Below are 11,886 nucleotides of genomic sequence, written 5' to 3' on the forward strand. Positions count from 1 at the left end.
CGCCCGCGCCCCACCGCGGAAATCCCGTGACCGCCATTCCCGTACCGGGCGTTTTCGCCATGGGGAAAAATTCGTTCAAATACCGATAAAGGACGCGGGATGCCCGCCCGGCGCGGGGACGAACCACCAGCCCGGCATGATCGGATGCCGCTGGTCAGCGGCTCGGAGGGCGGCGCGGAATCCACTCGGCGCGCCCCGCGCCCCTCCCGGAAAACCCGCGGTCACAGCCGCTCGCGCGCCTGCGCAGCGGTGGAGCGCCTACAGTGTGGCGACATGGCCATCCACCTGACCCGGATCTACACGCGGACCGGGGACGACGGCACGACCGCGCTCGGCGACACCTCCCGGGTCCGCAAGACCGACCCGCGGCTGGCCGCGTACGCGGACGTGGACGAGACGAACTCCGCCATCGGCGTGGCGCTGGCCCTCGGCGCCCTGCCCGAGGACGTCCGGGCGGTGCTGGCCCAGGTGCAGAACGACCTGTTCGACCTCGGCGCCGACCTGTGCACGCCGGTCGCGGACAACCCGTCGTTCCCCCCGCTGCGGGTGAGCCAGGCCTACATCGACCGCCTTGAGGAAGCCTGCGACCGGTACAACGAGAACCTGCCCAAGCTGAACTCGTTCATCCTGCCGGGCGGCTCACCCGGCGCGGCCCTGCTGCATGTCGCGCGGACGGTGGCCCGCCGTGCGGAACGCTCGGCCTGGGCCCTGCTGGCGGACGACCCGGACCGCACCAGCCCCCTGCCCGTCCGCTATCTCAACCGCCTTTCCGACCTGCTGTTCATCCTTTCCCGGGTCGCCAACCCCGGCGGCGACGTCCTCTGGCAGCCCGGCGCGGGCCGCTGACAACCCAACAGCCGACAACGCAACAAAGGCCGGTGGTGACGTGGTTGTGGTTCTCCGCGTCGCCACCGGCCTTCTCGCTGCCGCTGGTCCGGGTCAGGTGGTGGGGGCCGACAGGGTCGCGTGCTCGGCGAGAATGCTCACGCCCTGGTCGGTCACGGACAGAAAACCGCCGTCGACGGCGACGGTCAGGGTCTCGCTACCGATTTTGACCCGCACCTCACCGCCCTGGACGAGAACTCCGAGCAACGGGACGTGCCTGGGCAGCACCCCGATCTCACCCTCCGTGGTCCGGGCGATGACCATGTCGGCATCCCCTGACCACACCTCCCGCTCCGGCGAGACGATCGCTACCCGTATCGGCATCGCGCTGCCGTCCTTCCTGCCGTCACATCATTCACGTCAGAGGAGTTCCTTGGCTTTCTTCTCGGCGTCCTCGATACCGCCGCACATGAAGAACGCCTGCTCGGGGAGGTGGTCGTAGTCGCCTTCGGTCAGCTTCTTGAAGGATTTGATCGTGTCCTCGAGCGGGACGAAGGTGCCCGGGATACCGGTGAACTGCTCGGCCACGAAGAACGGCTGCGACAGGAAGCGCTGGATGCGCCGCGCCCGGTTGACGAGAATCTTGTCCTCCTCGGACAGTTCGTCGATACCGAGAATGGCGATGATGTCCTGCAGGTCCTTGTAGCGCTGCAGGATGCGCTGCACCTCGCGGGCGACGTCGTAGTGCTCCTGCCCGAGGTAGCGGGCGTCGAGGATGCGGGAGCTGGAGTCCAGCGGGTCGACGGCGGGGTAGATCCCCAGGTCGGAGATGGCCCGCGAGAGCACCGTGGTGGCGTCGAGGTGGGTGAAGGTGGTGTGCGGCGCCGGGTCGGTGATGTCGTCCGCGGGGACGTAGATCGCCTGGAGCGAGGTGATCGAGTGGCCACGCGTCGAGGTGATCCGCTCCTGCAGGACGCCCATCTCGTCAGCCAGCGTCGGCTGGTAGCCCACCGCGCTCGGCATCCGTCCGAGCAGGGTGGAGACCTCCGAGCCGGCCTGGGTGAACCGGAAGATGTTGTCGATGAACAGCAGCACGTCCTGCTTCTGGACGTCGCGGAAGTACTCCGCCATGGTCAGCGCCGCGAGCGCGATCCGCAGCCGGGTGCCGGGTGGCTCGTCCATCTGGCCGAAGACCAGTGCCGTGTCGTCGATGACGCCGGCCTCGGTCATCTCCAGGAACAGGTCGTTGCCCTCACGGGTGCGCTCCCCCACCCCGGCGAACACCGAGACACCGCTGAACTGCTTGGCAACCCGGTTGATCATTTCCTGGATGACGACCGTCTTGCCCACACCGGCGCCGCCGAACAGGCCGATCTTCCCACCGCGGACGTAGGGCGCCAGCAGGTCGATGACCTTGATCCCGGTCGGGAACATCTCCGTCTTCGACTCGAGCTGGTCGAAGGCGGGCGCCGTGGCGTGGATCGACCGGCGTACGTCGGTGTCGACGCTGGGGACGTCCAGCGGCTCGCCGAGCACGTTGAACACGTGCCCTCGGGTGGCGTTGCCGACAGGGACGGTGATCGGCGAACCGGTGTCCCGGACAGGCGCCCCACGGACCAGACCGTCGGTCTGCTGCATGGAGATCGTCCGTACGGTGTTCTCACCGATGTGCTGCGCGACCTCAAGGGTGAGGGTCGCGGTCTGTCCGTTGATGGTGCGGTCGACGCGCAGCGCGCGGTAGATCTCGGGGATCTCCTCGGGTGCGAACTCCACATCGACGACCGGGCCGATTACACGGGCGACCCGGCCGATCCCAGGGGCCTTGCCCTCCGCCGCGGCGGGCGAGGTGGTGGTGACGGTCATGGCGTCCTCAGTTCCACTTGTGCCCTGCGGCTACCGGCCGTTACCTGAAGGATGCCAGCAGCTTTGGGCGGTTTCACTTGTGCCCCGAAGTCACCGGCCACTCCGTGTGGATGCCCGCAACATCAGGTTTTGTTGATCTTTTTGGTTGTGATGATCGTCGGTGCCGGTGCTTCCCTCGGGACCCGTCCACACGAGAGGCATGGCCGCGCCGCCTTCAAGTTCCGTTGTGCCTCCGGCCGCGCGGCAGACGTCATCGCGCCGCTCCCGGCCAGGCTTCCTCCCCTGGCCTGAAGGCGGTGCGACGAGCAGAGCGTCGCACCGCCTTCAGCCTATGAGGCCTGAGCGAGCGCGTTGGCGCCTCCGACGATCTCCGATATCTCCTGCGTGATCGCGTCCTGGCGGGCGGCGTTGGCCCGCCGGGTGTAGGTCTTGATCAGCTCGCCGGCGTTGTCGGTCGCGGACTTCATCGCCCGCTGCCGCGCCGCCGACTCGGATGCCGCGGATTCCAGCAGGGACGCGTACAGCCGGCTTTCGACGTATCGCGGCAGCAGCGCGTCCAGGACGCCTTCGGCGGACGGCTCGAACTCGTACTGCGGGAGCGGGCCACCGGGCGGGGGCTCGGTGGTCTTCTCCAGCACCAGCGGAAGGATGCGGTGAGCAGCCGGCCGTTGCGTCAGCGTGTTCACGTACTCGGTGAAGACCAGGTGGATCTCGTCCACGCCACCGGCCTCACTCGACGCGACGAACCGCGCGATGAGCGCGTCGGCGACTTCCTTGGCGTTGTCGTAACCGGGCTGCTCGGAGAAGCCGGTGAACTCCCCGGCCAGCTCCCTGCCACGGAACCGGTAGTAGGTGACGGCCTTGCGGCCGACCGCGTACAGGACCGTTTCCTTGCCCTCGGCGCGCAGCAACTCCAGCAGCTCACCGGTGCGACGCAGCACATTGGCGTTGTAGCCGCCGGCGAGGCCACGGTCACTGGTGATCACGAGAACCGCCGCGCGGCGAGCCTCGGCGTGCTCGGTCGTCAGCGGGTGGCGGACCGTGGTCTGCGACGCGACCGCGGAGATCACCCGGGTGATCTCGTCCGCGTACGGCCGGGACGCGGCCACCCTGGCCTTGGCCTTGACGATCCGGGACGCCGCGATGAGCTCCATCGCCCGAGTGATCTTCTTGGTCGACTGCACCGACCGGATGCGGCGCCGGTATTCACGGAGCTGGCCGGCCATGGCTTAGTCCTCGTCCCGCGGCTGCGACCGGTGCACCTTGATCGACTCCTGCTCCACCTCGGAGGGGTCGAGGGTGTCCGGCACCGGATCGTTGATCAGAGGCTGACCGCCGGAGAGCGCGAACTCGGTCTTGAACTTCGCGATCAGACGCTCGAGCGCGGCGAGGGTGTCGTCGTCGAGCTTGCCGGTCTCGCGGATCGTCTTGAACAGCCCCGGCCGGGCCCGGTCGATGAACTCGAGGAACTCGCTCTCGAACCGGCGGATGTCAGCGATCTGCACCTCGTCGAGGTGGCCGGTCGTCCCCGCCCAGATCGAGACGACCTCGCGCTCGACCGAGAACGGCTGGAACTGCGGCTGCTTGAGCAGCTCGACCAGGCGCGCGCCCCGGTCGAGCTGGGCGCGTGACGCCTTGTCCAGGTCGGAGCCGAAGGCCGAGAACGCCTCCAGCTCACGGTACTGGGCAAGGTCGAGACGCAGCCGGCCGGCGACGGACTTCATCGCCTTGACCTGGGCGCTGCCACCCACCCGGGAGACCGAGGTGCCGACGTTGATGGCCGGCCGGACACCCTGGTTGAACAGGTCGGTCTCGAGGAAGATCTGCCCGTCGGTGATGGAGATGACGTTCGTCGGGATGTAGGCGGAGATGTCGTTGCCCTTGGTCTCGATGATCGGCAGACCGGTCAGCGACCCGCCGCCGAGCTCGTTCGAGAGCTTCGCGCAGCGCTCGAGCAGCCGGGAGTGCAGGTAGAAGACGTCGCCGGGGTAGGCCTCACGGCCCGGCGGGCGGCGCAGCAGCAGCGAGATGGCCCGGTAGGCCTCGGCCTGCTTGGACAGGTCGTCGAAGACGATCAGGCCATGCTGGCCGTTGTACATCCAGTGCTGGCCGATCGCGGAACCGGTGTAGGGCGCGAGGTACTTGAAACCGGCCGGCTGGTCGGCGGGAGCGGCGACAATGGTCGTGTAGGCCAGCGCGCCGGTCTCCTCCAGGGTGTTCAGAACGTCCCGGATCGTCGACTTCTTCTGGCCGATCGCCACATAGACGCACTTGACCTGGAGCTTCGGGTCCCCGGTCGCCCAGTTCTCGCGCTGGTTGATGATCGTGTCGAGGGCGACCGAGCTCTTGCCGGTCTGCCGGTCGCCGATGATGAGCTGGCGCTGGCCACGCCCGATGGCGGTCATCGCGTCGATGGCCTTGATGCCGGTCTGCAACGGCTCCTTGACCGGCTGGCGCTGCACGACCGTGGGCGCCTGCAGCTCAAGGGCCCGGGTCTCGGTCGAGACGATCTCCCCGAGGCCGTCGATCGGGCGGCCGAGGGGGTCGACGACCCGGCCGAGGAAGCCGTCCCCGACCGGGACGGAGAGGATCTCGCCGGTGCGGCGGACCTCCTGGCCCTCCTCGATGTGCTCGGACTCACCCAGCAGAACGCAGCCGATCTCGCCCACGTCCAGGTTGAGCGCGAGGCCGAGCACCCCGCCGTGGAACTCCAGCAGCTCGTTGGTCATGGCGTGCGGCAGGCCCTCGACCCGCGCGATGCCGTCGCCCGCGACGACGACCCGGCCGACCTCCTCGCGCTCTCCGGCTGATGCCTGGTAGGAGTCGACGTAGTCCCGGAGGGCGGCGCGGATTTCCTCCGGTCGGATGGAGAGCTCAGTCATCGCTTTGGTCCTTCAACAAATGGTGCGGGCACGTCCCGCAGATCGGGCGGCGAGATCTGGATGTCCACGGGAGCGCCCTACCTCAGCAGTCGCCGGCGTGCGTCGGTGAGGCGGCGCAGGACACTGCCATCGACCACCTCGTCACCGACCCGCACGACGACGCCCCCGAGAACAGCGGGGTCGATGTCCACCTGGAGCTGCACGTCACGGCCAAAATAACGGCTGATCGCCGTCCGCAGCCGGTAGATCTGGTCGCCCGCGAGCGGGACGGCGCTCAGCACCACCGCGACCAGACGGTTACGCCGGGCCGCGGCGATCGTGGTGAGCTGCTCGAGCCTGCGCTCGAGGTCGCCATGGTAACGTTCGGTAACCGCACGCTGGATGAGCCGGACGGTCACGGGGTGGGCCTTGCCGTCCAGCAGCCTGGCCACCAGCGCCTGCTTGGCCGATGCCGGGGCGGCCGGGGCGCTCAGCGCCAGCGACAGCTCCGGCGTCCGGTTGAGCAGCCGGCCGAAGCGGAACAGCTCGTCCTCGACGTCGTCCAGGACGTTGTTGCGCTGCGCCTGCGCGAGCAGGACCTCGACGGCGAGCTCGGCCAACGCCTGCTGGAGGTCCAGCGGCCGAGCCCAGCGCCCGGCCGCCGCGACCTGCACGATCTCCAGTGCCGTTGGCGAGATCTTCGAGCCGAACAGCCTGGCCGCGAGCTCGGAACGGGCCGATCCGGGCATGCCCGGATCGGTCAGCGCGCGGCGGACGACCAGCTCGCGGTCGAGCAGGTCCACCACCCCGTCGAGGTCGTCCGCGAGCCGGGCGAGGTTGGGGGCGGGCCGCGAGCCGGTCGCGGTACCCGGCGGCGGGAGCGCGGTCAGCTCGTCGAGCCGAGCCCGCGCCACCGCCAGTGAACGACGGCTGGATCCGTCCACGGCTCAGCCTCCCGGGCCGGCCGGCGCCGGGACCGTCGTGCCGTCCGCCGGATGCTCCAGCCCGGCGATGAAGTCGTCGATGAGCTGCCGCTGACGGTCGTCCCGCTGCAGCTCGTGACCGACGATCTTGGTGGCGAGCTCAAGTGCGATCTCGCCGATCTCGCGCCGGATCTGGGCGACGACCTGGGCCCGCTCGGCGGCGAGCTGTGCCTCGCCACGGGCCTTGATCTCGGCGACCTCCTCGCCGGCCTGCGCGCGCAGCGAGTCGAGAATCTGCTGCCCCTGCTCACGGGCGTCCTGGCGGATGCGCCCCGCCTCGTCCTGGGCCTCGGCGAGCTGCCGGCGGTAGGACAGCAGCAGGTCCTCGGCATCCCGCTGGGTGCGCTCGGCGCGTGCCAGGCTGCCCTCGATACGGTCGCTGCGCTCGGCGTAGGTCCGCTTGATCTGCGGGTAGACCTTCCAGAAGAAGAAGGCCACCAGCAGGCCGAAGGCCAGGGTGCCGATGAGCAGCTCGTTCAGCGGCGGGACGAGGACGTTCTCGTCCGAGTGCCCGGCGCCCTCCTCGGCCGCGAGCAGCAGTGTCGTGATAGCCACGGTGTCTCCCCCGGCTTAGGGGAAGACGAACGGGACGACGAAACCGATCAGGGCGAGTGCTTCCGCAAGCGCGAATCCGATGATCATGTAACGGAAAGCGACCTGCTCGGCTTCTGGCTGCCGGGCGATGGCCTGTACGCCCAGCCCGAAGATAAGGCCGATACCGATGCCCGGCCCGATGGCCGCGAGGCCGTAGGCCACCGCGCCGAGAGAGCCGCTCACCTGGTCGGCAGCAGCAAGCACCACAGTGGTGTCTGCCATGTCATTATTCCTTTTCCAGTCGGGCACCGCGACCTGCCGCGGTGCTGATCGGGGTGTCCGAACCTTATGCGTGTGCCGCGGCGGACGCGCCGCTGACGGCGGGCACCTGGTCGGCCGGGTGCGAGCTGTCGTGCTCGTCCCCGTGCTCCTCAAGCGCGCCGCCGATGAAGGCGGCCGTGAGAATCGTGATGATGTACGCCTGCAGGAAGTCAATGATGAGCTCGAAGCCGGTCAGCACGATCGTCATGAGCAACGAGGCGACACCGAAGACGAAAGGTGGCTTCGGCAGCAGGTACTCCGCGCCGAGCGAGAACACCAGCAACAGGATGTGGCCGGCGAACATGTTCGCGAACAACCGGACCGCCAGCGTGAACGGGCGTACGACCAAGGTCGACAGCAGCTCGATCGGCCCGAGCAGCAGCTTGACCGGGAAGGGTGCCGACGGCGCCGGATTGACCATGTGGCCGAAATACGCCCGGGCGCCGGCGGTCCTGATACCGGCGTGGTTGAACAGCACGTAGGTGATGGCGGAGAGAACGATCGGAACCGCTATCCGCGAGGTCGGCGGGAACTGGGCGCCGGGGATGATCGCAAGCACATTGGAGATCAGCACGAAGCTGAACAGCACCACCAGGTAGGGCGTGTATGTCCGCCCCTTCTCCCCGATGACGTCCCGGGCGATCGAGATGTCGATGAAGTCGTAGATGGACTCACAGACGTTCTGCAGCCCGCGTGGCACAACCGTCGCGCGCCGGAAACCCAGCCAGAAGACCACACCGACGACGAGCGCGGCGAAGATCCCCAGAGCGGTCCCCTTGTTCAGGTAGAAGTCGACCGGCCCGAGATCGACGTCGAACCAGTGGGGTGTCTGGAACACCTCCTTGGTCGGGCCGTGGAAGCCCTCGTCCGCGAGGACCGGGGGGACCGGCACGACGTACACCTCCAAGATCGAAATACACTCTCACCAGCGGAAAAGAGACGCAGCCGTACCGGCGGCGGTATGGGCTCACCCTATCTGGTCCAAGCGGACAGCCATGCCCGGCGCGGGTCGCATCCCACTCGGGCACCTGGCATACCAGACATGACGATCACCGGACGCAGCCAGCCGCCAGGCACGACCATCTATCGATACCCTATGATCATGAACTGACAGGACCGCCAAGAGATACGACTCACACCGGATGTCAGCAAGCCAACACTCGACACTGGCGATACTATCCACACCCCGGCGCCATCGGCATCAAGTCCGGGCCGAGCAGAGGTTGCTCACTCGCCCGTTCACACAAACGGCACCCGAACGTTTCCTGTCGGCGCCCCAGGATGGACGCTACGGATCCATGTGATCACACAGCGCAGCAGTCCGCGCCTGCCCGGCGGGCCAAAGGACTATCGATCATGACCGGTGTACACCCGGGAAGCATCCGCACCGCCGGGCCCGGGGTCACTGGCGCCGCATCGCCCGATAGATCACAAGATAGATCGAGGCCCCCATCCCGACGACAACGCCCACCGGCAGGAAGACCGTGCCGATACCGGTGACACGGTCGATCCCGTAGCCGACCAGCCCCCAGAAGCCGGTACCGGCGAGCAGCGTGCCGAACGCGCTCCACATCTCGCCGGAGATCAGGCCGGGCCGGTACGGACGACGCGGCCCACCACCCGCGCCGGAGCTGTTTCCGGCGTCCCCGGGGGTGTGTTCGGCGTCGCTCACGTATTCAGGGTGTCACGTGGGGAGTCGCCCTGCCCGCGGAAGGTGTCCGGGTCGTAGAACGGGACCCGGGTGTGGGTGGCCACCCACAGCTCGGCACCGACCCAGCCGAGAACACCCACCAGGACGGCCCAGGAGAAGGCGATCAGGTCGACGTCCTCGGAGCCCTCCAGAGCCACCAGCAGAACACCCAGAATAATGACCTTTAGCAGATAGGTGCCCAGCGCCGCGGGCAGCACCATCGCCCGCATCCGGCGGGCGACAACGCTTATCGCGACCTTGCTCGCCGTGAAGAACAACCCGACAAGAGCAAGACCGGCGGCGACGGCGGCGAGCCCGTCCGCGCCACGGGCGAAGCCGGCGACCGGCAGCGCCGGGACCGCGACAGCGGCGAGCACCAGCAGACCGGTTCTGATCGTCCGTCCAGCGGCGGTGATCATGCGCGCCGCGCGGATCGTTGACCGGCCAGCAACAGCACCAGCAGCCCCGCGAGACCAAGGCCCACAACGGTGGCGAGGATCGGCAGCGGCTGCCGGGCAAAGGACGCGGCGACCCCGCCGAAACCGAGCAGCGCCGCCCAGAAGTACATGATGAGCACGGCCCGGACGTGGGATTTCCCGATTTCCAGCATCCGGTGGTGCAGATGCATCTTGTCCGGGGCGAACGGGGACCGGCCGGCCCTGGTCCGGCGGACCACCGCCAGCCCCAGGTCGATGAAGGGCACTGCGAGCACCGCCAACGGGATGGCCAACGGGATCAGGGACGGCAGGGAGCGGGACGGCCCAGCATATCCGCCATAGGCCACCTGGCCCGTCACCGAGATCATGGAGGCGGCGGAGAGCAGGCCGACCAGCATCGAGCCGGAGTCCCCCATGAACAGCCGCGCCGGGTTGAAGTTGTGCGGCAGGAAGCCGACGCACACACCGGCGGTGACGGCGGCCAGCAGCGCGGCCGGCGCGGCCCGGGAGAAGTGGTTGATAACGGCGACCTCGTAGGCGAAGTAGAACGTGGCGCCCGCCGCGATGGCCGCGACCCCGGCGGCAAGACCGTCCAGCCCGTCGATGAAGTTCATGGCGTTGACCAGGATCACCGTGGCGAGGATCGACAGCGGCACGGCCGTCTCCGGCCCGAGGCTGAAGGTCGTGTCACTGTCCGGGTTCACCGCGAAGGACCACTGGATGCCCAGCAGCACCATCACCCCGGCAGCCACGACCTGGCCCGCGAGCTTCGTCACCGGATCCAGCGGCCACCGGTCGTCCACCACGCCGAGCAGGCAGATCAGCGCGCCGGCGACCAGCACCGCGTGCGGCTCGGCCCAGTCCGCGGAGACCGCGGAGAGGAACGGGAGCTGGTCGGCGACGAGCAGCCCGGCGGCCAGCCCGGCGAGCATGGCCAGGCCGCCCAGCCGTGGCGTCGGCACGGCATGGACGTCACGGTCCCGGACACCGGCGACCGCGCCGATCCGGACCGCGAAGCACCGCGCGGCCGGCGTGCACAAAAATGTGATCGCCGCCGACACGGCGAAGACGAGCAGATACTCCCGCAATCTTCTGACGCACCCGCTTCTTACCGAGGGTAGACGGGGTGCCGGGCCGTCAGGGCGGTGACGCTGGCGGCCACGTCGGCGGCCGAGCCGGGGTCGCCGATGACACGGGCGATGAGCGCGGCGATGTCCTTCATCTCGCCCTCCTTCATGCCCTGGGTGGTCACCGCCGGGGTACCCACCCGGATCCCGGAGGAGACCGCGGGGGGCTGTGGGTCGTACGGGATCGCGTTCTTGTTCAGCGTGATGCGGGCGGCGTCGCAGCGGGCCTCCGCCTCCTTGCCGGTGACCCCGAGCGCGCGCAGGTCGAGCAGGGCGAGGTGGGTGTCGGTGCCGCCGGCGACCGGGCGCACCCCTTCGGCGGCGAGCGCGTCCGCGAGCGCCTGGGCGTTACGGATCACCTGCTGGGCGTAGTCCTGGTAGGCGGGGGTCGCGGCCTCCCGCAGGGCGACCGCCTTGGCCGCGACCGCATGCATGAGCGGGCCGCCCTGGCTGAAGGGGAAGACCGCCTTGTCGATGCGCTGGGCGAGCTCCTCCCGGCAGAGGATCATCCCGCCCCGCGGGCCGCGCAGCACCTTGTGGGTGGTGAAGCTGACGACGTCGGCGTAGGGCACCGGGCTCGGGATGGCCCCGCCCGCGACCAGGCCGATGAAGTGGGCGGCGTCCACCATCAGCCAGGCCCCGACCTCGTCCGCGATCGACCGGAAGGCGGCGAAGTCGATCAGCCGCGGGTAGGCGGTGGCGCCACAGATGATCATTTTGGGCTGGTGCTGGCGGGCGAGGTCGCGCACCTCGTCGTAGTCGATCAGCTCGGTGTCCTCGCGCACCCCGTACGCGGCGACGTTGAACCACTTGCCGCTGAAGTTGACCCGGCTACCGTGGGTGAGGTGACCGCCGTGCGGAAGGGACATCGCCAACACGGTGTCACCAGGCACCAGCAGCGCCGCGTACACCGCGAAGTTGGCCTGCGCCCCCGAATGCGGCTGCAGGTTGGCGTGCTCGGCGCCGAAGAGCTCCTTCGCCCGGGCGATACCGATCTCCTCCGCGCGGTCCACGACCTGGCATCCGCCGTAGTAGCGGCGGCCGGGGTATCCCTCGGCGTACTTGTTCGACAACGTCGACCCGAGGGCCGCCAGCACCGCCGGCGAGGTGAAGTTCTCGCTGGCGATGAGCTGGAGCCCGCCTCGCAGCCGGTCCAGTTCGTCCAGGAGGACACCGGCGATCTCGGGATCCTCGGCGTGGAGCTGGTCGAAGTCCGGGCCCCAGAACGGGGTGCTCATAAGCTGC

At 68.8% G+C, this 11,886-nt stretch carries 13 protein-coding genes; 1 reads left to right on the plus strand and 12 read right to left on the minus strand.

The genetic code is table 11. The features are described from left to right. The first annotated feature begins 273 nt into the window (after positions 1-273). Positions 274-846: a cob(I)yrinic acid a,c-diamide adenosyltransferase gene (locus AC5LSR_RS12250; protein WP_250281292.1), complete on the plus strand. Its 573-nt coding sequence runs from the start codon at positions 274-276 to the stop codon at positions 844-846. A 93-nt stretch (positions 847-939) separates the two neighbouring features. Here the strand turns inward: AC5LSR_RS12250 and AC5LSR_RS12255 are convergent, their stop codons facing one another. The 12 genes from AC5LSR_RS12255 to glyA form a co-directional block, all read right to left on the minus strand. Continuing rightward, the gene (locus tag AC5LSR_RS12255) at positions 940-1,209 is read right to left on the minus strand and encodes a F0F1 ATP synthase subunit epsilon (protein WP_250281291.1); all 270 of its coding nucleotides are present in this window, start codon (positions 1,207-1,209) and stop codon (positions 940-942) included. 36 nt (positions 1,210-1,245) lie between these two features. Further along, the gene (gene atpD / locus AC5LSR_RS12260; RefSeq protein WP_250281289.1) at positions 1,246-2,688 is read right to left on the minus strand and encodes a F0F1 ATP synthase subunit beta; all 1,443 of its coding nucleotides are present in this window, start codon (positions 2,686-2,688) and stop codon (positions 1,246-1,248) included. A gap of 329 nt (positions 2,689-3,017) precedes the next feature. After that, positions 3,018-3,914, minus strand: coding sequence for a F0F1 ATP synthase subunit gamma (locus tag AC5LSR_RS12265; protein WP_250281287.1), 897 nt, complete (start codon positions 3,912-3,914; stop codon positions 3,018-3,020). 3 nt (positions 3,915-3,917) lie between these two features. Next, a complete protein-coding gene (gene atpA / locus AC5LSR_RS12270; RefSeq protein WP_250281285.1) occupies positions 3,918-5,570 on the minus strand; it encodes a F0F1 ATP synthase subunit alpha in 1,653 nt (550 codons plus the stop codon). 77 nt (positions 5,571-5,647) lie between these two features. Next, the gene (locus AC5LSR_RS12275; protein ID WP_250281283.1) at positions 5,648-6,493 is read right to left on the minus strand and encodes a F0F1 ATP synthase subunit delta; all 846 of its coding nucleotides are present in this window, start codon (positions 6,491-6,493) and stop codon (positions 5,648-5,650) included. Between the two features lie 3 nt (positions 6,494-6,496). Next, entirely contained in the window at positions 6,497-7,087 is a 591-nt protein-coding gene (locus tag AC5LSR_RS12280; RefSeq protein ID WP_250281281.1) for a F0F1 ATP synthase subunit B, read from the minus strand. A 15-nt stretch (positions 7,088-7,102) separates the two neighbouring features. Beyond that, entirely contained in the window at positions 7,103-7,348 is a 246-nt protein-coding gene (locus tag AC5LSR_RS12285) for an ATP synthase subunit c family protein (RefSeq protein WP_250281278.1), read from the minus strand. A gap of 64 nt (positions 7,349-7,412) precedes the next feature. After that, positions 7,413-8,279, minus strand: a complete 867-nt coding sequence (gene atpB, locus AC5LSR_RS12290) for a F0F1 ATP synthase subunit A (protein ID WP_250281276.1) — start codon at positions 8,277-8,279, stop codon at positions 7,413-7,415. A gap of 510 nt (positions 8,280-8,789) precedes the next feature. Beyond that, complete coding sequence (locus AC5LSR_RS12295) at positions 8,790-9,059, minus strand: AtpZ/AtpI family protein (protein ID WP_250281274.1); 270 nt, start codon at positions 9,057-9,059, stop codon at positions 8,790-8,792. Then, positions 9,056-9,496: a Cg1360 family ATP-synthase-associated protein gene (locus tag AC5LSR_RS12300; RefSeq protein ID WP_250281273.1), complete on the minus strand. Its 441-nt coding sequence runs from the start codon at positions 9,494-9,496 to the stop codon at positions 9,056-9,058. Before AC5LSR_RS12300 ends, AC5LSR_RS12295 begins: the two co-directional genes overlap by 4 nt. Further along, positions 9,493-10,602 (minus strand): MraY family glycosyltransferase, encoded by a 1,110-nt coding sequence (locus AC5LSR_RS12305; RefSeq protein ID WP_250281270.1) that lies wholly within the window; start codon positions 10,600-10,602, stop codon positions 9,493-9,495. Before AC5LSR_RS12305 ends, AC5LSR_RS12300 begins: the two co-directional genes overlap by 4 nt. A 20-nt stretch (positions 10,603-10,622) precedes the next feature. After that, the gene (glyA, locus tag AC5LSR_RS12310; protein WP_250281268.1) at positions 10,623-11,879 is read right to left on the minus strand and encodes a serine hydroxymethyltransferase; all 1,257 of its coding nucleotides are present in this window, start codon (positions 11,877-11,879) and stop codon (positions 10,623-10,625) included. Positions 11,880-11,886: the final 7 nt, after the last annotated feature.

The sequence above is a fragment of the Protofrankia sp. CiP1_Cm_nod4 genome, assembly GCF_982290645.1.

What these genes read in the sequence shown, in the direction of transcription:
- AC5LSR_RS12250 (WP_250281292.1), top strand. Translation starts at nt 274, where the DNA reads ATGGCCATCCACCTGACCCGGATCTACACGCGGACCGGGGACGACGGC.
- AC5LSR_RS12255 (WP_250281291.1), bottom strand. Translation starts at nt 1,209, where the DNA reads ATGCCGATACGGGTAGCGATCGTCTCGCCGGAGCGGGAGGTGTGGTCA.
- glyA (WP_250281268.1), bottom strand. Translation starts at nt 11,879, where the DNA reads ATGAGCACCCCGTTCTGGGGCCCGGACTTCGACCAGCTCCACGCCGAG.
- atpA (WP_250281285.1), bottom strand. Translation starts at nt 5,570, where the DNA reads ATGACTGAGCTCTCCATCCGACCGGAGGAAATCCGCGCCGCCCTCCGG.
- AC5LSR_RS12285 (WP_250281278.1), bottom strand. Translation starts at nt 7,348, where the DNA reads ATGGCAGACACCACTGTGGTGCTTGCTGCTGCCGACCAGGTGAGCGGC.
- atpD (WP_250281289.1), bottom strand. Translation starts at nt 2,688, where the DNA reads ATGACCGTCACCACCACCTCGCCCGCCGCGGCGGAGGGCAAGGCCCCT.
- AC5LSR_RS12265 (WP_250281287.1), bottom strand. Translation starts at nt 3,914, where the DNA reads ATGGCCGGCCAGCTCCGTGAATACCGGCGCCGCATCCGGTCGGTGCAG.
- AC5LSR_RS12300 (WP_250281273.1), bottom strand. Translation starts at nt 9,496, where the DNA reads ATGATCACCGCCGCTGGACGGACGATCAGAACCGGTCTGCTGGTGCTC.